The organism is Proteus sp. FZP2095, from assembly GCF_023701425.1.
Classification (GTDB): domain Bacteria; phylum Pseudomonadota; class Gammaproteobacteria; order Enterobacterales; family Enterobacteriaceae; genus Proteus; species Proteus cibarius.
In genome coordinates, this window is the sequence record NZ_JAMQBJ010000005.1 from 15,967 (window position 1) to 41,944 (window position 25,978).

At 38.4% G+C, this 25,978-nt stretch carries 24 protein-coding genes; 5 read left to right on the forward strand and 19 right to left on the reverse strand.

The window, feature by feature from the left end:
- The 5 genes from ubiE to udp all read right to left on the reverse strand — a co-directional run bounded on the left by ubiE (position 1) and on the right by udp (position 4,574).
- Positions 1-756 carry a bifunctional demethylmenaquinone methyltransferase/2-methoxy-6-polyprenyl-1,4-benzoquinol methylase UbiE gene (gene ubiE, locus NBG71_RS16000; RefSeq protein WP_075672293.1) on the reverse strand — a complete coding sequence of 252 codons (756 nt, stop codon included), beginning with the start codon at positions 754-756 and terminating at the stop codon, positions 1-3.
- 83 nt (positions 757-839) lie between these two features.
- On the reverse strand, positions 840-2,180 hold the full coding sequence (rmuC, locus tag NBG71_RS16005) for a DNA recombination protein RmuC (RefSeq protein WP_075672291.1): 1,341 nt from the start codon (positions 2,178-2,180) through the stop codon (positions 840-842).
- A gap of 102 nt (positions 2,181-2,282) precedes the next feature.
- Complete coding sequence (locus NBG71_RS16010) at positions 2,283-2,813, reverse strand: DedA family protein (RefSeq protein ID WP_075672289.1); 531 nt, start codon at positions 2,811-2,813, stop codon at positions 2,283-2,285.
- Between the two features lie 71 nt (positions 2,814-2,884).
- A complete protein-coding gene (locus tag NBG71_RS16015; RefSeq protein ID WP_250917009.1) occupies positions 2,885-3,667 on the reverse strand; it encodes a tyrosine-protein phosphatase in 783 nt (260 codons plus the stop codon).
- 148 nt (positions 3,668-3,815) lie between these two features.
- Positions 3,816-4,574, reverse strand: a complete 759-nt coding sequence (gene udp / locus NBG71_RS16020) for a uridine phosphorylase (RefSeq protein ID WP_023583501.1) — start codon at positions 4,572-4,574, stop codon at positions 3,816-3,818.
- A gap of 456 nt (positions 4,575-5,030) precedes the next feature.
- On the opposite strand from udp, the gene NBG71_RS16025 reads away from it, so the two are divergent.
- On the forward strand, positions 5,031-5,423 hold the full coding sequence (locus NBG71_RS16025; protein WP_250917010.1) for a YidB family protein: 393 nt from the start codon (positions 5,031-5,033) through the stop codon (positions 5,421-5,423).
- A 78-nt stretch (positions 5,424-5,501) separates the two neighbouring features.
- On the opposite strand, the gene NBG71_RS16030 is transcribed toward NBG71_RS16025, so the two are convergent.
- A complete protein-coding gene (locus NBG71_RS16030) occupies positions 5,502-6,329 on the reverse strand; it encodes a hypothetical protein (RefSeq protein ID WP_075672283.1) in 828 nt (275 codons plus the stop codon).
- Positions 6,330-6,510: 181 nt separating this feature from the next.
- Entirely contained in the window at positions 6,511-8,784 is a 2,274-nt protein-coding gene (gene metE / locus NBG71_RS16035; protein WP_250917011.1) for a 5-methyltetrahydropteroyltriglutamate--homocysteine S-methyltransferase, read from the reverse strand.
- Between the two features lie 106 nt (positions 8,785-8,890).
- Between metE and metR the strand changes: the two genes are divergently transcribed.
- Positions 8,891-9,844 carry an HTH-type transcriptional regulator MetR gene (gene metR, locus NBG71_RS16040; RefSeq protein WP_075672279.1) on the forward strand — a complete coding sequence of 318 codons (954 nt, stop codon included), beginning with the start codon at positions 8,891-8,893 and terminating at the stop codon, positions 9,842-9,844.
- Here metR and NBG71_RS16045 read toward each other — a convergent pair.
- The 6 genes from NBG71_RS16045 to NBG71_RS16070 form a co-directional block, all read right to left on the reverse strand.
- The gene (locus NBG71_RS16045; protein WP_075672277.1) at positions 9,759-10,631 is read right to left on the reverse strand and encodes a carboxylate/amino acid/amine transporter; all 873 of its coding nucleotides are present in this window, start codon (positions 10,629-10,631) and stop codon (positions 9,759-9,761) included. The two genes, metR and NBG71_RS16045, sit on opposite strands and share 86 nt — an antisense overlap.
- 2 nt (positions 10,632-10,633) lie before the next feature.
- Positions 10,634-12,283 carry a Na+/H+ antiporter gene (locus NBG71_RS16050; protein ID WP_075672275.1) on the reverse strand — a complete coding sequence of 550 codons (1,650 nt, stop codon included), beginning with the start codon at positions 12,281-12,283 and terminating at the stop codon, positions 10,634-10,636.
- 407 nt (positions 12,284-12,690) lie between these two features.
- Positions 12,691-13,194 (reverse strand): GNAT family N-acetyltransferase, encoded by a 504-nt coding sequence (locus NBG71_RS16055; RefSeq protein WP_250917012.1) that lies wholly within the window; start codon positions 13,192-13,194, stop codon positions 12,691-12,693.
- 127 nt (positions 13,195-13,321) lie between these two features.
- Complete coding sequence (locus NBG71_RS16060) at positions 13,322-14,668, reverse strand: NCS2 family permease (RefSeq protein WP_075672271.1); 1,347 nt, start codon at positions 14,666-14,668, stop codon at positions 13,322-13,324.
- Between the two features lie 743 nt (positions 14,669-15,411).
- Positions 15,412-16,599: an MFS transporter gene (locus tag NBG71_RS16065; RefSeq protein WP_075672269.1), complete on the reverse strand. Its 1,188-nt coding sequence runs from the start codon at positions 16,597-16,599 to the stop codon at positions 15,412-15,414.
- A gap of 200 nt (positions 16,600-16,799) precedes the next feature.
- Positions 16,800-17,546, reverse strand: coding sequence for a sulfite exporter TauE/SafE family protein (locus NBG71_RS16070; protein WP_109419207.1), 747 nt, complete (start codon positions 17,544-17,546; stop codon positions 16,800-16,802).
- Between the two features lie 184 nt (positions 17,547-17,730).
- Between NBG71_RS16070 and NBG71_RS16075 the strand changes: the two genes are divergently transcribed.
- On the forward strand, positions 17,731-18,309 hold the full coding sequence (locus NBG71_RS16075; RefSeq protein ID WP_069368071.1) for a helix-turn-helix domain-containing protein: 579 nt from the start codon (positions 17,731-17,733) through the stop codon (positions 18,307-18,309).
- A 209-nt stretch (positions 18,310-18,518) separates the two neighbouring features.
- Positions 18,519-19,415 carry a cation diffusion facilitator family transporter gene (locus tag NBG71_RS16080; RefSeq protein ID WP_250917013.1) on the forward strand — a complete coding sequence of 299 codons (897 nt, stop codon included), beginning with the start codon at positions 18,519-18,521 and terminating at the stop codon, positions 19,413-19,415.
- A gap of 71 nt (positions 19,416-19,486) precedes the next feature.
- On the opposite strand, the gene ilvN is transcribed toward NBG71_RS16080, so the two are convergent.
- Together ilvN and ilvB are read right to left on the reverse strand one after the other, a co-directional pair.
- A complete protein-coding gene (gene ilvN / locus NBG71_RS16085) occupies positions 19,487-19,771 on the reverse strand; it encodes an acetolactate synthase small subunit (protein WP_069368073.1) in 285 nt (94 codons plus the stop codon).
- A gap of 3 nt (positions 19,772-19,774) precedes the next feature.
- The gene (gene ilvB, locus NBG71_RS16090; RefSeq protein WP_250917014.1) at positions 19,775-21,472 is read right to left on the reverse strand and encodes an acetolactate synthase large subunit; all 1,698 of its coding nucleotides are present in this window, start codon (positions 21,470-21,472) and stop codon (positions 19,775-19,777) included.
- Between the two features lie 91 nt (positions 21,473-21,563).
- Here ilvB and NBG71_RS18960 point away from each other — a divergent pair, with 91 nt between their 5' ends.
- Positions 21,564-21,731: a hypothetical protein gene (locus tag NBG71_RS18960; protein ID WP_432652518.1), complete on the forward strand. Its 168-nt coding sequence runs from the start codon at positions 21,564-21,566 to the stop codon at positions 21,729-21,731.
- A 190-nt stretch (positions 21,732-21,921) separates the two neighbouring features.
- Here the strand turns inward: NBG71_RS18960 and NBG71_RS16100 are convergent, their stop codons facing one another.
- The 4 genes from NBG71_RS16100 to speFL all read right to left on the reverse strand — a co-directional run bounded on the left by NBG71_RS16100 (position 21,922) and on the right by speFL (position 25,731).
- Entirely contained in the window at positions 21,922-23,433 is a 1,512-nt protein-coding gene (locus NBG71_RS16100) for a YfcC family protein (RefSeq protein ID WP_075672261.1), read from the reverse strand.
- Between the two features lie 104 nt (positions 23,434-23,537).
- Positions 23,538-24,485: a carbamate kinase gene (gene arcC, locus NBG71_RS16105; RefSeq protein ID WP_250917015.1), complete on the reverse strand. Its 948-nt coding sequence runs from the start codon at positions 24,483-24,485 to the stop codon at positions 23,538-23,540.
- Between the two features lie 15 nt (positions 24,486-24,500).
- A complete protein-coding gene (argF, locus tag NBG71_RS16110; protein ID WP_250917016.1) occupies positions 24,501-25,493 on the reverse strand; it encodes an ornithine carbamoyltransferase in 993 nt (330 codons plus the stop codon).
- 136 nt (positions 25,494-25,629) lie between these two features.
- A complete protein-coding gene (gene speFL, locus NBG71_RS18875; RefSeq protein WP_109372621.1) occupies positions 25,630-25,731 on the reverse strand; it encodes a leader peptide SpeFL in 102 nt (33 codons plus the stop codon).
- Positions 25,732-25,978 lie beyond the last annotated feature (247 nt).

Here is a 25,978-nt window from a genome sequence, read left to right on the forward strand (position 1 = left end):
TCAGAATTTAAATCCTTTGTGTAAGGCAACTATACCTCCGGTCATATTGGTATAGGTAACTTGATCAAATCCGGCTTCTTCCATCATACCTTTTAGTGTTTCTTGGTCTGGATGCATACGAATTGACTCCGTTAAATAACGGTAACTTTCAGCATCATTCACAATCACTTGACCAATTTTTGGTAGGATATGGAAAGAGTAAGCATCATAAATCTTGCTTAAAGGATCAAGAACAGGTTTAGAGAATTCTAGCACCAACAGACGTCCACCTGGCTTTAATACACGGAACATTGAACGTAACGCTTTTGCTTTATCGGTCACATTACGTAAGCCAAAGGAGATAGTGATGCAGTCAAAATGGTTATCCGGGAAAGGTAACTCTTCAGCATTTGCCTGTACATAGTTAACATTACCCACAATACCGTGATCGCGTAGCTTTTCACGTCCCATTTTCAACATTGAGTCATTGATATCAGCTAAAACAACTTCCCCGTTTTCGCCCACAAGACGAGAGAATTTAGCCGTTAAATCACCAGTACCACCAGCAAGGTCAAGGACACGTTGGTTACGTCTAACACCACTTGCTTCAATGGTATAACGTTTCCAAATGCGGTGAACACCGAAAGACATCAAGTCATTCATTAAATCATACTTAGACGCGACAGAGTGAAAAACCCTTGCAACCATGGTTTGTTTATCATCTTTGTCAACGGTTTGGAAACCAAAATCTGTTGTTTCCTTAGTTTGTTGAGTCATATTATTTGCCCGCTAATTAATCAAAATTTAGTAAATTCAGTACTGGCCGTTTTCAGAAATCTTTATCTCTTTATTTTATCAAATCAATCAGATGCTGATTTTTCAATGAGATCATTATCAATCGTTTTTTTTATCTCAACCCCTAAGGATTTAAAGCCTTCCGCTTGACTGATTAGATTTCCACGACCTTCAGAGAGTTTTTTCATCGCTAATAGATAGCCAGATTGCGCTTTTTGAATACTGTTTCCTAGCCCTTGCATATCATCAACGAAAAGTCTTAATTTGTCATACATTTTAGCCGCTCTGTCTGCAATTTCTTGCGCATTTTGGCTTTGATATTCATAACGCCACAATGCAGCTATTGTACGCAAAGCAACAAGTAAAGTAGATGGCCCAACTAACATAATATTGTTTTTCAATGCTTCTTCTAGCAAGTCTGGAGAATGACCAATTGCAACAAGATAAGCGGGCTCAATAGGTATAAACATTAAAACATAGTCTAAAGACGTTACACCCGGTAGTTTATGATAATCTTTTACACTCAATCCTTTAATATGCGCTTTAATTGAGTTCACATGCGCATAAAGCGCTTGTTTACGTTCATTATCATTATCACTACTAAAATACTTTTCATATGCCACCAGCGACATTTTAGCGTCGATAATAACATCTCTACCATGAGGTAGATGCACAATTACATCAGGTTGATAGCGACTACCATTTTCATGTCGAATACTCACCTGTGTTTCAAATTCGTGACCTTCACGTAATCCTGAAGACTCTAATATACGTGCTAATACTGTCTCCCCCCAGTTGCCTTGAACTTTATTATCCCCTTTCAAGGCATTGGTTAAGTTAACGGCTTCTTGCGCCATTTTTACATTCAATTGTTGAAGCTGGCGAATTTCATGAACCAGGGTATGTCGTTCTCTGGCTTCTTGCCCAAAACCATCTTGAACTTGTCGCCGAAAACTTTCGAGCTGTTCACGAAAGGGGGAAAGTAAGTGCGTCAATCCTTGGCGATTTAACTCTTCAGCTTTACGTCCACTTTGTTCGAAAATACGATTAGCTAAGTTCTCAAACTGCGTTGCAAGCCGTTGCTCACTATTTATTAATAATCGTTGTTTTTCTTCTGCCGATATTCGGCTTTCTTCCCAGCGAGTTGTCACTTCTCTTAATTCAGCTTCTTGAGAAGTAATAATTTCTCGCTGAGCTCGTAATTCTTGCTCTAGTTGTTCTATATGTTGTTGCAAAGATGGAATAATTACCGCTTTTTCTTGGGCGATAGCAAGCTGTGTGTGATTTTCACGTAGCATGGCTTCTTTATCGGATAAACGTTGTTGGATAGACCACCAGACCAGCGCGCCTCCAGCAAGTACACCACCTAATAAACCAATGATCCCATATAACAACTGAATATCCACTAAAGTGACCTTTTTACTTTCCAGCGGGCTACGTTAAAACGCATAGGTAATATTGTCTAGCAACAATTTACATCAGGGCTTGATTTGCGATAAAGGACGCAGTTATCCCATCCATTTCGCAAGCCATTGCAAACCAAAAGCACCGGGCGCCAAAATGCCAAAAGCCCAAATCATGGCTGATGTTAAATTAGCAATTTGAAAATAACGTTGTGGCATCGCACAAATACCCGCTACTAACGGGACAATTGCACGAAAAGGCCCAAAAAAGCGTCCAATAAACACCCCCCAAATTCCCCAGCGATTAAAGAATTGGTGACCTCTAACCAATGTTTGTGGTGAACGTGAAATTGGCCATAAATTTTTCACCCCCTCTTTATAGTGAAACCCTACCCAGTACGATACCCAATCACCAAAGAAAGCGCCTAATGCAGCAGCAAGCCAAATCGGCCAAAAAAACAGACCACTCTCACCAATTAAGGCACCTAACCCCAATAAAATAACCGTGGCGGGAATAAGCAAAGAGATAAACGCGAGTGACTCACCAAAAGCAAGAAAGAACACGATCGGAATAGCCCAGATCTCGTGCTCTTTTACAAAGAGAGTGATGGTATGAATAATGTCTTGTACTGTCAAAATAGAGACCTTAAATTCGGTTAACCTAAGTGAAATAAAATATCCTGATTAACCGAATATAAATCACTTCATTATTCTAGAAAATAATTTTGTAAGGCATCTCGGCTAGAAGCATCTAAACCGATATCTTTTTCTAGCCAAGTATCCACATTACCGTAATACTGATTAATACTCGCTAATGCCGTTTGCAGAAACTCTTCTTGTACCGAATAAACATAGGCAAATTTATCAACAATATTATCGCTCATTGTTTTGGCATGTTCTTCTAAAAGATAAGCGCGATAAGGTGCTAATGTTTCATTGGTTAGCAAGTAATCTTCCATTACCACATCTAAAGATGCACCGAGTGCGAATAACACTAAAGCTGAGCCAACACCTGTTCTGTCTTTACCTACTGCACAGTGTTGCACTACGCCCCCTTTTTCGGGTTGCTTTAATAACGTAGCTAATTGTTTATAGGCAGGGTTATTAATAGGTAATAACTTATATAGCTGAAACATAAAGGCTTTGGCATCAAATTGCTCGAGTATTTCAGGCGTCAACTTTTCAAGATTGGCAGAGACTTCTTTAGATAATGGATTGGCTGGAGCATGATAATATTGTGCACCGTCCCAAACACGGTCTGGTTTATCAACAATTTCGCCACTATCACGATAATCAATGATTTGAAAAAGATTTTTATCAATGAGAAGAGATTGGTCTGTATTGGTTAATCTATCCAGCGAGCCAGAGCGAAAGAGCATTCCAGGTTTAATAACACCACCGTTACTCAATTTTTTACCGCCTAAATCACGAAAGTTAATTCCGCCGACTAAAGGCAACACCGAAGGATGTGTTTGTAATATATCAGTCATAATGCCTCTTCTCATTGTTGTATTGTTAAGACCTCAAAGACCTTAACAGAAATTAGCGCCTGTTAACACATTAACGTGATGAATTAACATACAAAAAAAGCCCTTAATACATATGTATTAAGGGCTTTCATATTTGATTAAAAAAAACTTATTTCATTAAAATGCGAGCGGCTTCGATAACGATACCTAATGCATTATTTTCAGTTTTCTTCAGTAATTCTGCATCTGGAATTTCTTGTTGAGTACGGTTTACGATAACACCCGCAACCATACCTGCACGTAAACCTTGGCTTGCACACATTGTTAACAATGTTGCTGATTCCATTTCATAGTTCATTACGCCCATCTCTTGCCACTCTTTCATAGAACCTTTGAAACGGCGAACAACACGACCTGTATAGGTGTCGTAACGCTCTTGTCCTGGATAGAATGTATCTGAAGATGCAGTAACACCTACGTGTACAGTTGAGCCATTGTCTTTAGCGGCTTTGTACAGTGCATTCATACATTCAAAATCAGAAACAGCTGGGAATTCCATTGGTGCGAAATGTAAGCTTGCACCATCTAAACGAACCGCAGCAGTAGTGACAAGAATATCACCTACATTGATATGCTCTTGAATTGCACCTGTTGTACCAATACGTAAGAAAGTACGGATACCTAACTGTGCTAACTCTTCAACTGCGATAGAGGTAGATGGACCACCTATACCTGTTGAGCACACAATGACGGCTTTACCATCAATTTCGCCACGCCATGACGTGTATTCACGTAAAGAAGCCAGATGAACTGGGTTATCCATTAATTTTGCAATTTTTTCAACACGCTTAGGATCACCTGGAACAATTGCTAAAGTGGCACCCTGTAGGTCATTTTTGGTTAAACCTAAGTGAAATACATCAGACATATCGGACTCCTCAATGGGACAAAACCAATGATCATTAAATTAAAAGTTACTGTATCAGTTTTTCAGACCTTTTTAGTGACTAACATCACTTACAAGGCACCAAGCAAAGTAACAATTTCATAAAATTGTGATTACCATCACGAAAATGGCGTTAGAAATATATTTTCAGCAAATACATTATCAATATTCGCCGACTTCAATCATTCACTAAAACAAATATTTCACTTATCAGTATAGATGACACAAATACCTTGATGCACATATACTCTAAATAATTCAAGATATAGCTAGGCGGCAAAAGAATGAGTCGCTAGGAGCATACAATAGTATGTGACTGGCGCGAGAGAATATAGTCAACAACGCTACAGCTTGAAGTATGACGAATATAACGCGTACACTACCCGCCCTTAAAACATAAACACCTAATGTGACAAACACATCGTCACTGGAGTAAACATGAGCTTATTTAACCAAATTGCGAGCCTGCTAGGTGGCGAGAAAATCAATCAATATAAAACTGTCCTCGACTGGGTTGAGTCTCAAGGTGGCATTGAAGGCTTAGTAAAGCAATTTGATACAGCGGGTTTAAGTGAGCTTATTCAATCTTGGATAAGTACCAATACCAATTTACCTATCAGTGCTGAACAAATCGTAACGGTTTTTTCATCCCCTGTTATTAACGAACTGGCGTCAAAAATTAATTTAAGCGCAACAGAAGCTTCTGAGATGACTGCACAATATTTACCTAAATTAATTGATAAAGTTACTCCGGATGGCGTTGTACCTAAAGACTTAGATTTAGTCAGTGCAGGTATGGATATTTTAAAAGCGAAGATTTTCGGCGGCTAAATAAACCGACTGTTTTAATGCGTTTTCCCTTACATCCCATAAGAGAAAACGCATTACATTCTTAATAATCAAAATTGATTACAGCAACCCTTCTTCGATCAACGCTTCATGAAAACGTTGTTTCTCTTCAGCTGTTGCCTGAATACGCTCTAAAGGCACATCCAAAGCATAAGGGATATTCTGTTGTGGTGAATAAACGGCTAATACGTAGGTATTTCCATTTTGCTCAATCACAATAGGAGGTGTTTTCTTATTTCCTGAATAAGCAATACGAATATCTTTACCGTCTAAATTAAGATGATAAGTGGCAATAAATTGCTTATTGCTCACAACCATTTTTGCAGGAATAGCTATTAACTTTAAAGGCTGAGTTCCCACTGATAATAATGCTTTTCTTACTTTACTCGTCAGTATTTGGCGATGAATAAAAAAGATCACACAAAAACCAAATAAGCCGATAAAAATAATAGTGCTAATTAAACGAAGCCAAATATTATCTATCGCCACATCAACGGTCATTTTACTTAGATCATTTGCATCAGCGACGGGTTCAACTAACACATCTTTTGAACCTAAATCTAAAAAAGTAAAATTACGCGAAACTTCATTGCCTTTATAACGTAAATCAACACTACAGTTAGTCAGAACAAAGAGTTGTGAGCGACAAGAGCCTTTTACCGTTGCATCAACAGGTACGGCATTCTCACTGATTTTATAATCATAAAGAATATTGGGAATTTGATAAGCACTAAATACCGTCATTGCTAGCATGAAAATAACTAAGAATAAGGTGCGAAATAATCCACCGTCTCCTCTTAGTGGAACTAATTTCAAAGGTCGAGAAGGAAAAGCATCTAATACTTTATCCGAAAGTTTAATGCTAGTTTGCACAATAATTATATCCATAAAAATAGAGAGTTTTCGCAGTATAGCAACTCTAATGAATATCAATAATCAGATTTACTCTAAGTTTTAATGAATACCTTTCTTTTTTATTTTATATAAATTTAGCCTGCTATTTTGACTATGCGACTTATCTAAAGTAGCAGGTCAAAAATAACAGGCTAATGAACGATTAATTATTTTATTACACGCTCTGACGCAAATACTTAGCCGCCTCAACCATATTCGCTAATGCTGCGCGTGTTTCAGGCCAGCCTCGTGTTTTTAACCCACAATCTGGGTTCACCCATAAACGCTCTGCAGGAATTCGAGATTGCGCTTTTCTTAATAAACCAACGATCCATTCCACATTTGGCACATTAGGTGAGTGAATATCGTAAACACCCGGTCCAATTTCATTTGGATAATCAAAGTGTTCAAAGGCTTCTAAAAGTTCCATATCTGAACGTGAAGTTTCAATAGTAATAACATCCGCATCCAGTGCTGCAATAGAATCCATGATGTCATTAAACTCGCAATAACACATATGTGTGTGAATTTGTGTTTCATCATCAGCAACAGCAGCACTTAATTTAAAGGCATCAACAGCCCAATCAAGGTAAGCCTGCCACTCATTACGACGTAGTGGTAATCCTTCACGTAAGGCTGGTTCATCTATTTGGATTATACCAATACCCGCTTTCTGTAAATCATCTACTTCATCACGCAGTGCTAACGCAATCTGTTTTGCAATGGTTTCACGCGTCACATCTTCACGAGGGAACGACCAACATAAAATTGTCACTGGCCCCGTTAACATTCCTTTGACTGGCTTTTCAGTTAATGACTGCGCATACGTTGCCCAATCCACAGTAATCGCTTCAGGACGACTAATATCGCCGATAATCACTGGTGGTTTTACACAACGTGAGCCATAACTTTGTACCCAACCATTCTGTGTAAAGACATAACCATCAAAATGCTCACCAAAATATTCGACCATGTCGTTACGTTCAGCTTCACCATGAACTAATACATCGAGGCCTAGGTTTTCTTGCTCCGTTATTGCTTGCTTAATATGCTCGCTGATATTTGTGCGATAAGCTGCCGTATCAATACGCCCTTTCTTAAAATCTAAACGAACAGTACGAATTTCTGTTGTTTGTGGGAATGAGCCAATCGTAGTGGTTGGCCATAATGGCAGATTAAATCGAGCTCGTTGTACTTCTGCACGTTGAGTATAAGGCGAATTTCTTTCACTATCTTGTGCTTCAATTGCCTGTAAACGAGCTTCAACTGTTGCATTATGCACACGAGTCGAGTGCTGACGTTGACGAATGGGTGCACTGTATTGTGCCAATTGTTCATCATACTCACCTTCTGGCGCATTCAATGCGTTCGCTAATAAAGCCACTTCTTCACATTTCTGAACTGCAAAAGCAAACCAGCTTTTTACTTCATCATCAAGTTTTGTCTCTGCATTTAAATCAATTGGGCTATGCAGTAATGAACAGGATGTTCCGATCCACAAAGGACGTTTATCTTTTAGCGCAATCACTTGCTGATAACGTGTACTTAAATCTGCTTTCCAAACATTTCGACCATTAATGGCACCTAATGACAATACCCAATCTTTAGGTAACGCTTGGTGTAAATGTTGCAAATCATCTTGCCCAGCGGAAATATCAACATGAAGCCCATTAACAGGTAAGTTTTTAATAATATCAAGGTGATGAGAAATTCCATCAAAATAGGTTGTCAGCAGTAATTTAACTTGCCCTGTTAATGCTTGATAAGCTGTTTGGTATGCATTTTGCCATTCAACAGGTAAATCGAGTACCAGTGCCGGCTCATCTATTTGCACCCATTCAATGCCTTTCTCTTTTAGTGCAGAAATAACTTGTTGATAGATAGGTAAAATATCTTTTAACAGCGTTAATCTATCAAATTCAGGGCCTTTCACTTTACCTAGCCACAAGTAAGTCACAGGACCGAGTAAAACAGGTTTTACTTTATGGCCTAGTGCTAATGCTTCATCAACTTCTTCTAGTAACTCTTTCCATGCAAAGGTAAATGACTGACCTTGCTGAAATTCCGGTACAATGTAGTGATAGTTAGTATTGAACCATTTCGTCATTTCAGATGCAGCTACAGGTTTACCTGTTGGTGCTCTGCCACGAGCGACTCTAAATAGAGTATCAAGATCGAGCGAACCATCTTCATTACGATGACGAGGTGGTACGTTGCCTAACAAGAGGCTTGTACCTAGCACTTGGTCATACCAAGCAAAATCACCGACAGGTAATAATTCAACACCTGCATCTGCCTGCTGTTGCCAATGGCGAGCGCGAAGTGCTTTACCCACTGTAACCAATTCTTCCTGTGAAATCTTACCTGCCCAATAATTTTCTTGCGCCTTTTTGAGCTCTCTATCTAAGCCAATACGAGGGAAACCGAGTGTGTGATTGCGAATTGTCATAATTAAAATCCTGTTTTTAGCCGTCTAGATGTTTACACATCCATAATCTACAGGTAGTGTATAAATCACAAGCGCAAATTTTTCATCAACAACCTGAAGGTTTCTCATGATAGAAATAAAACATTTAAAAACGATCTTAGCATTGAAGCACACAGGCTCTCTTGCTAATGCAGCAAATCAATTGCATCAAACGCAATCGGCTCTGTCACATCAATTTAGTGAATTAGAACATCGTCTTGGTTATCGAATTTTTGTACGTAAAAGCCAACCACTGCGCTTTACTTCCCAAGGGGAAGTGCTCGTTAAATTAGCTGAAGAAGTATTGCCTATCGTTCGTAGGGCGATTGAAGCGTGTAATGAGCCGGGTAGTGTGAATTTGAATATTGCTATCGAATGCCATAGTTGTATTCAATGGTTAACGCCTGCATTACAGCAATATCGTCAAACATGGCCTGAAGTAACGGTTGATTTTCATTCTGGGGTGACATTTGATCCACAACCTGCATTATTACAGCGTGAATTAGATGTGGTGCTAACCTCCGATATCTTGGATGATCCTCGTTTACATTACACACCGTTATTTGACTATGAAGTGAAATTAGTTTTATCGCCAGACCACCCTCTGGCTAATCGCTTACATATTCAGCCACAAGATTTAATTGCAGAAACCCTGTTTATTTATCCCGTACAAAGAGAACGCTTTGATGTATGGCGCCATTTCTTGCAACCTGCTGGGATCACTCCACATTTTAAACATGTCGATAATACGTTGTTATTAATTCAAATGGTTGCAGCTGGCATGGGAATAGCTGCGTTACCTCATTGGGCTGTTGAGAATTTTGAGAAACAAGGATTAGTTGTTACAAAAACATTAGGTGAGGGATTATGGAGCCGGTTATATGCTGCTAACCGTAGTGGAGAGCAACATCAACCAGCAATTCGAGAGTTTATTCGCTTATCAGGTCAGCACGCTGTTAACAATCTTCCTTTTGTAAAGCAGGTCGGCGTATCCAGCGTCGATGGATCCAAAGTGATGCAACAATCAGGCTCGCGCCTATGATGAAACTTGGCCAATTTGGATGTTGTTGCCAAATAGAGAAATTCACTAATAACCCGGCTGGAACCATCATGTTATTCATAATAGCTAAGGTTCCAGCATCAACTTGTGTGGCACCATAGTTCCACATGAAATACCCTATTCCAGAAGCGCCAATTCCTAACCAGAGCAAAACACCCCATTGTAGCGATGTTGTTGGCATTTTCTGCCAATCGGCAAAAAACAATGCACCCACTAATGAAACCACAACTGCACCAAGATAAAACCAAGAAAATGCATGATGTTGAGGAATAGGATGCACTTCCATTAACCGTTTATAACCCACCTGACCAATGGCAAAGAAAATATTAGCTAGTTGCACTAATAACAACCCATACCAAAAATCATCACTTAAATGGTCATAGCGAATAATTGCCGCACCTAATACCGCTAATAATGAGCTAAATGCATAGCCCCAACGTAATTTCTGACGCTCTAATAAATCATAAATTAGCGTGACATAAAGCGGTGTTAATACAGTAAAAAGTAAAAATTCAGCAACAGTCAAATAGTTATAAGCGTGGAAGACAAACAGATACATAATACCGAGTTGGCAAGCCCCCACGAGCATATAAAGCAAAATCACCTTAAAGCGAATTCCCTTCCAGCGTAAGAAAGGTAAGAAGACCAAAGCCGCCAAAGAAACGCGGATCAAAACAGAGAGCCAGCTATCAACCTGACCCGCGAGATACTCGCCGATCAGGCTAAAAGAGGCTGCCCATAACAGTGTTGTAATAACGAGCAACCACATAATTAACTGTCTTTCTCTACTAACAACGCTTCCATTAAATCCAATTCATGTAGCAATAATTGGAGCGTTTCATTACTGATTTTTCGCGTTGCTCTTAGATGGTAAAGCTCACCACGTTCAGCGCGTAAAGCCGTTAGACGAAAACGCCTTTCGAGATCTTCTTCTAACATGTTATGAACCATTTCATCTTGATCAGCGGTTCTACGTCTTAGGTAACCCGTTACACGCGAAGCAACTTCATTAATTTCTTCAGCATCTAACTGTTCTTCTGTACTTGCTGCTAAGCGCTCTTCCATTTTATTCAGGCTGACAATTGCTACTTCAGCCATCACTTTACGTGCATAACGAACTTCATTTTTATCAGCTTCTTTGTCGGTTGCTTTCACGCCTTTTAATAGGAAAGGAAGAGAAATAATACCCACTAAAATCGACAGTAAAATAACGCCAGCAGCAATAAAGATAATTTGATAACGCCCCGGGAATGTACTGCCATCGGTTAAAAATAGTGGAATAGAGAGCGCACCTGCAAGCGTAATAGCACCACGAACACCCGCAAATGACGATAACCACAACTCACGTGTTGTATAATTAGCGAAATCGAGTGGATGCTTTTTCATAAAGATCCGGCTAATTTTCTTCATTAGCCATAACCATGTAAATCGCAGGATCAACAAGGCAAAGTAGATAACGAAAACTGCTGCAAACAACATCCAGACTTCAACTTCAGGGTCAAGATCTGCTTGAATAACAGAGCTTGTCCAAATAATAGGAAGTTGTAAGCCAAGCATGATAAAAACAAGGCCGTTAAAGACAAATTCAAGCATTGACCACACGCTGTCAGCACGTAAACGCATTGCAAGAGGTGCATTGCGAATAACGCCTGATTTACTGATAGTCATACCGGCAGCAACAGCAGCTAAAATACCTGAAAAACCAATATGTTCTGCAATAAGATAAGAGGCAAAAGGCAGCAGTAACATAAAGACGATTTGTGTAGCAGGATCGTCTCCACTCCAACGGCTCATTAATCGTAGAGATTTACTGTAAAGCAAGGTGACACCGATACCTGCGAGTAATCCCCCTACTGCGACTTTAAAGAATTCTAGCGTTGCGCCACCAACAGTAAACACCATTGTGCCCATGGCAACAGCAACAGCGAATTTCAAGGCAACCAGACCTGAAGCATCATTCATTAATGCTTCACCCTCCAAAATACCCATTATTCGCTTAGGTATTCGCCCTTTGCCGACAATAGACGAAAGTGCGACCGCATCCGTTGGCGAAAGTACGGCTGCCAATGCAAATGCAGAAATAAGAGGAATACTTGGCATCATCCAATAAATCAGATAACCGATACCAACGACTGTCACCATCACTAAAACAAGCACAAGAATAAAAATCTCACGCCCATTTTGGATAAATTCTCGTGTTGGTGTTTTCCAACCATCAACAAAAAGCAAAGGTGGGATCAATAGAACGAGGAATAATTCAGGATCAAAAGTGACATGTAAGCCAAACTGAGGCCATGCCAATAAAGCCCCTATCACAATCTGTATTAATGGTAACGGAACTCGAAAGGGAATTAATTTTGTGATAACTCCCGAAACTGAAACCACCAGTATTAAAATCAAAATAGTAAAGAAAATTTCCATGTTACCCTTACATGCCTATTTTTATCCTGAAAACCTATCATCTTTTCCTTGTAATAAGGAAAACCTACCGAATGATAAAGAAACACATTATGTAAAATTTGCGCATCATCTCTTTCTGTATCTCTATCTATGCATCCACGCTTATTTTAAACAGATCCCACACAGACTCTGTGAGAATATTTAAAAATTAAGACTAATCGTATCTAGTACCGCACATTGTATACAATTTATTACTCCCTATTTATTAACGGCATTAATTATAGAAAGCATACGTTTTTATTTCTCTTTTTCAGTCTAAGCAATGTAATAGACCGTATAAAAACGTAAAATGATAAGCTATTAAATAAAAAATAATAGATAAATGACAATAGCGATTAAATTTGAGAGCTAACTCGTAATGCTAATGATTATTCAATTGTTCTTAACATCGACATCATAACAACATCACAATATTTACCCTCTCTAAAGGCGGCTTTACGTCGTACACCTTCAACTTCAAAGCCTAACTTCTTGTAGAGATGCAAACCTCTTTCATTGTCTGAATACACTTCTAATTCTAATCGTGTGGCTGCTAGCCAATTGAAAGCATAATCAATTGCTGTATTGATAAGTAACTTACCGACACCTTTCCCGGAGTATTCAGCGCCAACTCCGATACCAAAACTGACAATGTGGCGACGACGAGGGTGATTATCGATTATCAGTGCTAAGTGTCCTGCAACTTGACCATCGATAGTTGCTACAAAGTTAGGAATATTTTGTTCTGAAAATTCAAGTAATCTTTTTTTCCACATCATGACTGAAGGATAAGGAAATTGGCAAGTGCAAATATATAAATCAGGATGAGTATATAACTGTTGAATTGCTGATGCGTCGTCAGGTTCACCGTGGCGTATTTTTATTTCTTGCATATATTCTACCAACTATTTAATTACTAGGTTTAATTTCGACAATAGCGAATAAAAGTAGATAAATAAATAGCAAAAAGGCGGAATGAAAATATATTCCGCCTTTTGTCTTTAAAACCGATTATTTTAATTAAATAGCCCACTCACCCGCATAAAATGCCACTAGAGCAATAGTAATTAACACTGTACCAATATTGAGTTTACGCCATTCACCAGCGAATACTCGACCAATCACCAAACAGCCGAAACCTAACATAATGCCTGTGACGATATTACATGTTAAAACAATAAATACAGCACATACCATGCCTGACATTGCATCGACGAAATCACTAAAATCTAACTTAGTGACATTACCTAGCATTAATAAACCTACATACATTAACGCAGGTGCCGTTGCATAGGCTGGAACTAAATAAGAGAGAGGCGATAAGAAAAGGATCAATAAAAATAAAATACCAACCACTGTTGCGGTTAATCCTGTTTTACCACCAGCGGCTGTTCCTGCGGCTGATTCAACATAAACCGCAGCAGGAGCTGCACCAATCACACCCGCAAAAATACTACTGACAGAGTCAGAAGTTAGTGCTTTTCCGCCATTAATAATTTGTCCGCGTTTATCTAATAAGTTTGCTTGACCGGCAACGGCACGGATAGTCCCTGTTGCATCAAAAATCGCAGTCATCACTAACGCAAGAACACTTGGTAAAACTAAAGGTTGTAAGGCACCTTTAATATCCATCGCAAACAATAGAGAAAGCCCATCTTCACCTAATTGAGGCATTTTAAAGATGCCTTGATATTTCACATTAGGATCAAAAATAAGACCAATAATAGAAATAGCCACAATCACTAATAGCACGCCACCCGGTACTTTACGTTTTTCTAATCCGAAAATAGCGGCTAATCCTGCAAGTGACATAAGAACAGAGAATGATGTAAATTTCCCCATTGCAACAGGTAAACCATCAAATGGGTTTTTCACCACTAATCCAACACTGTTTGCTGCGATTAAAAGTAAAAATAGCCCTATCCCTATTCCCGCACCATGTGCGATACCAATTGGAATATTTTTTAAGATCCAAGTACGAATGCCGGTTAACGAGAATACAGTGAATAAACACCCCATTAAAAACACGGCACCTAAAGCTACAGGCACAGAGATGTTTTGTCCTAAGACCAAGCTGAAAGCGGTAAATGCGGTTAATGAAATAGCACAACCAATTGCCATAGGAAGATTTGCCCACAATCCCATTAGAAGAGAGCCCAATCCCGCGACTAAACAGGTTGCGATAAAAACTGCGGTATGTGGAAAACCGGCTTGTCCTAACATGCTAGGAACAACAATCACGGAATACACCATCGCCAAAAATGTCGTCAAACCGGCGATCATTTCTTTGCGAACAGTTGTACCACGAGCTGTAAGTTTAAAATAGCTATCCAGTTTACCTGTGCTTGCTGATTGATTAGCAGACATTACATTCCTCTGACATAAAAACGGTTCACTCTCCAAAAAACGAAAACGATTACGTATCAATTAAAATAACCTCTTATTGATAAAAATCTTAAGAGGGAGTCAAAAGCAAACGTTTGGTTTTTCGTGTGGATTGAGTGAGAGAATTTGACGCAAACGATTATCTGGTGCTTTTAGGGTAAGAATCAAGCGAAAAAATACATTTTTAATAAAAATGTCATAAAAAGATAGTTTAAAGTCAGAAAAAAAGAAAAAGAGGAAAGCAGTTGCCTACTTTCCTCATCATTCTACTTTTGTACAATCATCCAATATCATTCTTATCTCACAGTAGAAAGTTAACTTAATTAATTGTTTTTATTTAATTTATTTCAATTAAGATAATAAATAGGTATATTTATCTATTATTAGTCACTTTAATCAGTTGCTTAGATAAATAATACCGAAAGTTCCCTATGTGTGGCGATTAATGGTTTGCAGTATTCGTTATTTTTATCTGAAGATAATGTCATCTTCTACTTCTAACGTTAGATTAATAAACGTTGTTTTAGCAACTTACTTTCTATTCAATATAGGTATTTCTAGATTATTCTTAATAAATTTTAAAATAAGTACAATTACGAAAGATAATTATAATCATTCATAAAAAACAATAAGATAAAGTTAAATATTTAGAAATCGAGAAAAGAGAGGTTTCCTCTATCGCACTCCTAACACCCTAAATGGAATACGATAGAGAAAAAATGATATTAAGATGAGCTACTATTGAGTGCTTCAACGCCTAGATTCCAACGTTCCATCGTTGATACTAAGAATAAGCCGGTCATGGCAACCAATAAAAATGGTAATGAAGATGAAGAAATTTCTGACAATGCGCCTGCTAGCAAAGGCCCTGATAAATTACCTATTCCCCATAACATCGCAGCTGACGCATTAGCGACCATCAGATCATTACCTGAGAAATATTGCCCTATTTGTACCAACGCAATGGTGTATATCGCACCCGCTGTTGCACCCAGCACCAGTAATAAAGGCCAAATCAAGAATGTATGAGACATCGTGATCGGTAATAATAAGCTGGCAAGTAAAGTCACTACACCACAAATTCGATATAACCGTGTTCTGTTCATGTGGTCAGCAAGCCAGCCAAACGGCATTTGCATAATGGCGTCACCGGCTAAAATAGCGCTTATCATCATGGCTGCAATGGCTTCAGTATGCCCTACACTTAGGCCATAAATAGGAAACATTGAAAGTACGGTACCATCAAAAAAAGCAAAGAAAACAATGCCGCCACAGATTGCAGGTGCAACTTTAACAAAGCGAATAATAGAGAAATTAGGCGCTTGCGTATCTTTCGGTAATTTATCTCCTGTTTTCTGATCCATCATTAAAAACAGGACAATAGAGATAATATGAATAAAGACACTAATTAAAATAGGTGTCTTATCTGCGACCCCATATAGCGCAATAATTGAAGGGCCTAATAACTGACTGATGGTAAATACGGTGGTATATACCGCTAAAATTCGCCCACGTTTATTATCTGGTGAAAGCTCATTAATCCACGTTTCGCCTAAACAAATCATCACACCACTGGCAATACCAGTGATTAATCGTAAAGGAAATAACAGCTCCAGAGGCAAGCTTCCCATTAAGGGTAATAAACTGATTGCAGAAACAATGGTTGCTAATAGCATCGCAAAGCGTTTACCAACCCATTGCACAATACGCCGAGCAAAAGGTGAAACAACTAACATCCCAATAGCTGGCGCGGCGGAAATAAGCCCAATAATAGATTCACTAATGCCCACTAAATTGAGGCGTAGTGCAACCATAGGAATAGTTAATCCGATAACAATCCCGATAACACCAATACTTACCGTGATAGTTGTTATCGCAAAAACTTCAGATTGGCGATAATTTTGATGTGACATGTTATTTTGTTTCTGTGAATAACAGAAACCTCTGTAATAAAAGGAAGGAGGTTAAATAAAATATTGTTGTATTATAGGGGATAAGAAATAGATAAACATGCTTAAAAAGTAATATAAATCAGAGAAAGATCTCCATTTGACTCACGAAGATCTTTGCCTTTCACAATATTCTCACTTCACCGTCATTTGTCCTACAAAGCTTAAGAAAAATAACGGTAGATAAGCACAGTACCCGATACCAATACAATGGTATAAATCACACTCATAAATCGTGCTTTTGACATCCGTAATGTTAAATTTCGCCCTAACCACACGCCAGCAAACATAGCAGGTAAGAAAATAATCGCTAACTTAAGAATATCTAATTGCCAATAAATACCTGCAAATAAGAAAATTACCACTCGCGTTAATGTACTAAAACCGATCAACGTGGTTTGTGTGATGCGAAACTTATTTTTGTCTGCAATTCTGCCTGACAAGTAAATCGCATATAAAAATCCCCCACTACCAAACAACGCGCTAAATACACCGCCGATTAATCCAAAAGGATAAACTAAGTGTTGGGAAAATTGGCTTTCTTGTTTTTTCCAAAATAGTGCATAGATTGCATAGCAAGCGGCAAAGATACCTAAAAGAAGAGAGAGTAAATCAGGTCGTGTGGTTAATAAAATTGTCGCACCGACAAGACTACCAATAATAATAAGCGGGATAAGATAGCGTATCTCTTTAAAATCAGCCTGTTTACCATCTCTTAAAACATTCACTATGGCGGCACTTAAATCGATTAATGCCAATAAAGGCACTATCATTGAAAGAGGTAAAAAAAGTGCTAATACTGGGCCAGCAATTAACGCCGATCCAAACCCAGCCATACCGAAAATAACGTAAGCAAAAAATAAGGTAAGTAGGCAAATAAAAAGATCAGACCAACTAAGCAAGTCCATCATAATAAACCTTGAATAATTATCATTTATTGAAGGATATTAGCGTAATTACTAAAAATCGAACAGTGATCGTAAGACGATTCACAAAATACAGCAGAAACAGGATCTCATTTTTCCGAATACGGTTAATTAGTGTTATTATCTACTCGGAATGACACTTTTAAACTAACGATATTTTGAATTGGCAATGAACCCACAACCTCCTAAAAAAACGAATGAATACCTTGGTAATAAAGTCAAACAATTAAGACAATCTCGAAACTTGTCACTTAATGAGTTATCAAGAAAATCGGGAATATCCAAGGCTGCATTGTCAAAATTAGAATCAGGTGATTCTAATCCTAGAATCGATACCTTAGAGGCTATCGCGATAGCGCTTGGCTTTCCTCTGGGAGATCTATTTAGTTTTACGCGTGAAGAGTACCCACGTTTAGAACGACATAAACCTATCGTTGGTGATTATGCTCAAGAGTTTAAATTCCGTATTGGTATCGGCAATATTACTGAGATTTGGCATATCGAAATGAAGCACGGCGCGATTATTAATAGCCCTGCTCACGCTGATGGTACTCAAGAACACATCATGGTCTATTCTGGTAAATTAATGATGCGTTTTGATAACGACGAAACGGTTTTATTAGAAACCGGTGATTTTTACGCTTTTCATGGTAATGCCCCCCACTCTTATATTTGTGTAGAAGGACATTTGCGCGCTTCCGTGATTATGTCTAGCCCAAATCAACAACATTACCACCATCGTCCTTAATCAATTTATTACTCTAGCTTTATTACCCGCACGATAATTAGTAAATCATTTTGGTTTTAATTATCGTGTGAACTTAACTATCAATATTCCTTCATTTAATGTCTCTGTATTCGCTTCAAGTTGTCTAGAAATTCTCCCTTTATCTAATTTATTTTTCTTTATTTTCAGCTATGTTTTTAATAATGCTATTCGGATAATAAGGAACTTCAATGAGTGGAAATCATGAACATGCGGACGTAAAAACACTACCTGAGTCGCGATTATTAATTGCATTCGGCTTAACATCATCATTTATGTTAGTCGAATTTATTGGCGGTTATTTAACTGGTAGCTTGGCATTAATTTCCGATGCCATGCATATGATGACGGATGCTTTCGCGCTTTTACTTGCACTGATAGCTATTCATGCGGGCAGAAAAGCCACTGATGTTTTTAGAACTTATGGTTATGCACGCTTTGAAATATTAGCAGCAACCATGAATGCACTTATTTTAATGGCAGTCGCTTTCTATATTTTATATGAAGCCTATAAACGCTTATCTTCGCCTCCTGATATTCAATCTGTTGGTATGCTTATCATTGCGTCAATAGGTCTTGTTGTTAATCTGATTTCAATGAAGTTACTCACCAGCACAAAGGATGAAAGCCTTAATGTAAAAGGGGCTTACTTAGAAGTTTGGGCTGATATGCTGGGCTCAATTGGCGTAATTATTGGAGCGGCCATTATTTGGTTTACAGGTTGGGAGCTTGTTGACTCTATAATTGCCGTGTTAATCGGTTTTATGGTTTTCCCACGAACTTGGGTACTACTTAAAGAATGTCTGAATATTTTACTTGAGGGCGTGCCTCGCGGTATCGATCTTATTCAGGTTACTGAAACAATTAATAATACCCCTGATGTTGTGGGCTCTCATGATTTGCATTTATGGGCACTCACACAAAGTAAACTTATTTTAAGTGGGCACATCGTTTATCAACCTAATGCCAATCATGAAGAACTCAGAATTCACCTTGAGCAACAACTTCGTGAGCAATTCCATATCAACCATATTACGTTACAGATGGAATGTGAAGACAGACAACATCTTGAAGAAAATCACCACTAAAACAGAATAAATTTATACACTCATAAAATTCTGGCTCTCTCTTAAATTATTAAAGAGAGAGCCAATTTGCATTAATTTAAATAACTTTCCATTTGCTCAAAAACACGTAAATCGTCGCTGAATCTCACTTCTTTTACGTCTTCAAGCTTTTCTACCTGACTCACCATCTGCATTAGACGATCATCTTTTTGCACTAATAGCCAAATCCGGCTTTTATCGCTATTTTTCATTGGTAAACACAAAATACCATCGACGTTAAATGCGCGACGAGCAAATAACCCACAAATATGGGTCATAACACCGGGATGGTTGCGAACAATTAATTCTAGCGCGATAGGTTGTGATTGTTGTGACATAAATTAAGCTCCTATCATCTCAATATTTGCCGCCCCTGGCGGTACCATTGGAAATACTTTTTCATGAATATCAATCATTACATGAATTAAACACGGACCCGGTTTTTCAATCGCTGCTTTCAGTGCACTCGCAGGATCCGCTTCCTGATTTAAGTCACAGGTATCTAAACCAAAACCTTGTGCAATACGAATAAAATCTGTTTGGTAAGGGTAAGCCGCAGCATAAATGCGCTCATCAAAAAACAGCGTTTGTTGTTGGTGAACCAATCCTAACGCCTGATTATTTATCAAAATAATTTTGATATCTAATTGATGCTCTGCCGCCGTAGCAAATTCTTGAATATTCATCATAATGCTACCATCCCCTGAGAAGCAGAGGATTTTCTTATCTGGCTCAGCTAATGCGGCACCAATTGCTGCTGGTAAACCAAATCCCATCGTACCTAAACCGCCAGACGTTAACCATTGTCGAGGGCGATTTAACGGATACGCTTGTGCTACCCACATTTGATGTTGCCCTACGTCAGTCGTAATAATGGCATCATCATCAACACAATTTGCAGCCGCTAATACGATGCCATAACCACTTAAGATGTTTTCAGCGTTTTTCATCTCTAATGGATATTCTTGTTTCAGTGTCGTAACGCGCTCTATCCATTCATTACGTTTGTTTGTATTAATCAATGGTAATAACAGTGATAACACTGATTTTGCATCGGCGTGGATCGCAATATCAGGGCGTTTGATCTTACTAATTTCAGCGCGATCGATATCAACATGAATAATTTTGGCATTAGGGCAAAACTTCTCAGCTTTACCAATGGCACGATCGTCAAATCGAGCCCCCAATACAATCAACAGATCGGCTTCTTCTAAAATAAAATTGGTGCTACGAGTCGCATGCATACCCAACATCCCCAAATACAGTGGATGCGAAGGTGGCATTAATCCTAACCCCATCAAAGTCATGGTTGTTGGCAGGTTGTTTTTCTCTGCTAATTCAATTGCTTCTTTACATGCTTCAGAGCTGATGATCCCCCCACCTAAATATAAAACAGGGTTTTTAGCCTGATTAATCATCTGCGCTGCTTGTATCACTAAATCAGTATTAAATGCGGGAACAGGATCTTTATGTGGAATAGGCGGTAACGCTTCTAATGTAATTTTGGCTTGCTGAATATCTTTTGGTACGTCAACCCAAACAGGGCCTGGTCTTCCTGACATCGCTAAACGAAACGCATCACAAATAATGTCAGGTAAGTCCGCAATATCACGAACTAAATAGTTATGTTTAGTAATTGGAATAGACATGCCGTAAGTATCAACTTCTTGGAAAGCATCAGTTCCGATCATCGCTGAAGATACCTGACCTGTAATACAAACCAAAGGGATAGAATCCAGTTTAGCATCGGCAATAGCTGTCACTAAATTTGTCGCACCCGGTCCACTCGAAGCAATACAAACAGCAGGTTTACCATTTGCACGAGCAATACCTTGTGCAATAAAACCGGCACCTTGTTCATGGCGAGTTAAGATATGTCGAATAGATTTACTTTGGCTCAATGCATCATACAACGGAAGCGCTGCACCACCGGGGATCCCAGCAACTGTTGTAATACCTTGCCGTTCCAGTAAATAAACGATTAATTGCGCACCAGTAAACGTTCTACTTGTTGTGGCGTTTTCTTGTTGATCACCCATTTTTATCTGTCCTTTGTTCTAAGCCGGACTTGATGGGCAGGTAGAAAAGAAAAACCCCGCCCGGTTAGTGCGCCGGCGGGGTTTCGAAACTGTGTTGATTCGGACCCGTTACGGCGCTTTGCCGACGACCACCACCACACGCACGACAACCACAGCCGCGATGTGCGCTGTTAGTCGTAGGCTTTGTAGTAGAGTAGTGATGATCATGGGTTACCTATCAATTAATTTAATGATGTGTTTACGTGTTATCTATATTTAAAAAAACATAACTTCTACAAATTAACAACCTTTTTTTTCGGTTTATTTTTTATCACCACTAAAAACGAGAGATAGATCACTTCTAGTGAAAATCAAAAAATAACTCCGATTGCAGCATAAAAAACTAGATTAATTTCACATTACAGAATAACTAAAAATCCTTTTATCTACGTAAACACATCAATTCAATTTTATAAAAAAGCAACTTGAACCAAGAGTAATGTAGCCGAAAGTACAAACATAAATATCACCATCGGCATAATAAATTTAAGCCATTTGTTATAGGAAATATCTAGCATTTGCAATGTCGCTAACACCAGCCCGGTAGGCGCTAAGAACAACATAATGTATTGCCCCCAGTTATATGCTGATACCACCATATAACGAGGAACACCAACTGCGTCAGCTAATGGCGCCATAATTGGCATCGCTAAAACCGCAAGACCTGAAGAGGAAGGAACAATAAAACCTAGACAGATAAAAACAACGAGCTGTGCTAATAAAAATAGGCTTGGTGGCATTCCTGCAACCATATGAGACATAAACTCAAGGATAGTATCGGCAATTTTACCTTGTTCCATCACAAGGTTAACACCACGCGCTAAACCAATTATTAATGAAACGCCAACGAGTTCAGAAGCCCCATGAATAAATCCATCAATGGCTGTTTTCTCTTTTAATCCAGAAAGGAAAATTATGATGATAGCGATAGCAAGGAAAAGAGCCGCCATTTGTGGGAACCACCAGCCCATATCCATAACGCCCCAAACCATGATAGGAAAAGCAGCAACAAATAAGCAGAGGATCACTTTACGACGCCACGAAAATTCTAATATCTCATTAGGATCGTAATTACTTAAAAAGCGCTGTTTAAAACTCTCGGCATTTTCATAGTTATAAGAGAAAGCCGGATCTTTTTTGATCTTCTTGCAATACCAATATAAATAAACCAAAACACCAATCGTACCAATCACTAACCCAATAGTACGAAAGCCGATCCCTTCAATAAAACTGATCCCCGAAGCATTTGATGCAATAACTACTGAGAACGGATTTACAGTTGAAAACCCTGCCCCCATCGAAGAGGCAAGGAAAATAGCCCCGACACACACAATCGCGTCATAACCCAAGATTAAGAATATAGGCACTAATATGGGATAGAAGGCTACAGCTTCTTCTTCGATCCCACAACTTGTCCCGCCTATAGATAATATAATCGTGACGCCAAATACCACTAAAAACTCTTTACCTTTGGTTCGATTTGCCAATGCTGTTAAACCTGCATTGAATGCGCCAGTTTTATTAACAACCCCAATAAGTCCCCCCAAGACAAGAATGAAAACAATAACATCAGCCCCCTCTATCGTCCCTTTCACCATACTTTCGGTAATATCCATTATCCCTTTGGGTTGCTGTGCTACACGTTCATAGGTTCCTGGTATCGCTATCGGTTTTTTAATTGTCCCATCCGTGAATTTATCAATCTCAATGGAGACATTTAAATCATTTAATGTGGCTTGAGTTGCAGGTAACACTTCATGAGAACCATCTATTTTCGCAACCACTAATGATGGCTCTGTTGAGTTATAACTTAATCGTTGATATTCGCCAGCTGGAATAATCCACGTTAAGCCAACCACAATTACTGTAATTGCAAATAAAATAGTAAATGCGGTCGGAAACGCAAACTTTTTAAGTTTCATAAGCGTCCTCGACTTAAATAAGAGGTAACTCTGCCAGTAGAAATAATATCTAACTGGCAGTGTTTATTTTTAGAATTAAATTTAGAATGATGATAATTATGATATTAATCAGAAATAATTGTTGTACCTGTTTTTCCTTCTAAAGCAGATAATGCATTATCTAAAGAAGTAATAATCGCTTGTACACCTTTACCACTTTCCTTTAGAAAATTAAGGCAAGCCTCGACTTTAGGTAACATGCTTCCTTTAGCAAATTGCTCTTGAGAAATATATTCTTGAGCCTGAGAAAGGGTTAATTTATCTAAATTCATTTGCTCTGGTTTATTAAAATTAATAGCGACTTTATCAACAGCCGTTAATATTAATAAAATATCTGCTTTTAATTCGACAGCTAATTTAGCGCTAGAGTTATCTTTATCAATAACAGCATCAATGCCTTCTAATAACTCTCCTTTTCGAATAACGGGAATACCACCTCCGCCAACCGTGATCACCACAATATTGCGTTCGACTAACTGTTTAATAATCGGTGATTCCACAATTTCTAACGGTTTGGGTGATGGAATGACTCGACGATATCCACGTCCTGCATCTTCCATAAAGTGGAAACCATGCTCTTTTTGGATAGCCTCAGCTTGTTGTTGAGTATAAAACGCGCCAATTGGTTTTGTGGGTGATAAAAAAGCAGGATCGTTTTTATCGACAACCACTTGCGTCACTATGGTCGCACAACCATGATTTTTATTCAGATTTCTCGTACATAATTCGTCATTAATAGCCTGTTGTAGATGATAGCCGATATAGCCTTGACTCATAGCACCGCATTCAGCAAATGGCATATAAGGCGTGCCAATGTTCTGTTGCGATGCATAATCCATAGCTAAATTGATCATCCCAACTTGCGGACCATTTCCGTGACCAATAATGACTTGGTAGCCTTTCTCAACCAAATCTACAATCGGCTTTGCGGTTTTCCGCACTATCTGCTTTTGCTCTAGTGGCGTACTGCCCAGTGCATTTCCCCCTAAAGCAATAAATACCTTCTTAGGCATTGTTAACTCCTTGCTTTAGCTTAACGTCGCAAACATAACGGCTTTAATGGTATGCATACGGTTTTCAGCTTGGTCGAAAACTTTTGATTGGCGAGACTCAAAAACACCGTCTGCCACTTCCATTTCACTCAAGCCAAATTTTTGATAAATATCTTCACCAATAGTTGTTAAGCGGTCATGAAATGAAGGTAAACAGTGTAAGAAAATAGCGTGAGGATTTGCCATTTTCATCATAGATTCATTAACTTGATAGGATTTTAATAAACGAATTCGCTCATCCCAAACACTGTCTGGCTCACCCATTGACACCCAAATATCGGTATAGAGAACATTCGCGTCTTTTGCCCCTTTCTCAATATCTTCTGTCAATGTAATAGAGCCTTCGTTTTCAGCCGCGATTGCACGACATTCCTTCACAAGTTGCTCTTCTGGCATTAAAGATGCTGGACCACATGCGGTAAAATGTAAGCCTAATTTCGCGCAAACCACCATTAAAGAGTTAGCAACGTTATTGCGAGCATCACCAAAGAAAGTCAGCTTAAGCCCTTTTAAATGACCAAAGTTTTCTTCAACTGTCAGCATATCCGCCAACATTTGAGTTGGATGGAATTTATCGGTAAGACCATTCCATACAGGTACTCCTGATTTTGCTGCCAATTCTTCAACTAATGACTGATCAAAACCACGATATTCAATACCATCATAGAAACGCCCTAACACGCGCGCAGTATCTTCAATAGACTCTTTTTTCCCCATTTGTGATGAGCCTGGATCAAGATAAGTGACTCCCATTCCTAAATCATAACCCGCAACTTCAAAGGCACAACGTGTGCGCGTTGAGGTTTTTTCAAATAATAAAACGATATTTTTACCTTCTAAAGAGCGATGAGGAATACCCGCCATTTTTAATGATTTAAAATATTTAGAAAGCTTTAATAAATATTGAATTTCAGCTGATGAAAAGTCGAGTAATTTTAAAAAACTTCTACCTTTAATATTAATAGACATAATAATCCTATCTCCTAATTATTCTGATAATAATAGAGTTAAAAAATATTTTTTTATTTAAAAAATAGAGAACCTTCCTCAATAACCTAGATTATTAAGAAGTATGCTTTATATTTTTAGAGCATAGAAAGAGGGTTTATCCGTTAAAAACAGAGAAATGGAAGCACTGACGTTGTTTATACATCATAATGTGGGCAATACGTCTAATATGAGGTGTTTTCCTATTATTATTTTCCATAATACTAGTACCTTCACTTATAGGTATTAAATGAGGGTTACAGTGAAACATATAGGAATTAACTTTAATGTGATTATCATCTCAATTATCTATTTACGATAAAAACCATATATCAGTAAAAATAAATTATAAAAAATACATTCCATTAACACACAAATAAAAAGTGGACAATTGCTTTTATATTAAAAATGACTTCAATTAAATTAATAAGATAATAGAAAAATAGCCAATAAAAAAATTATTTTTA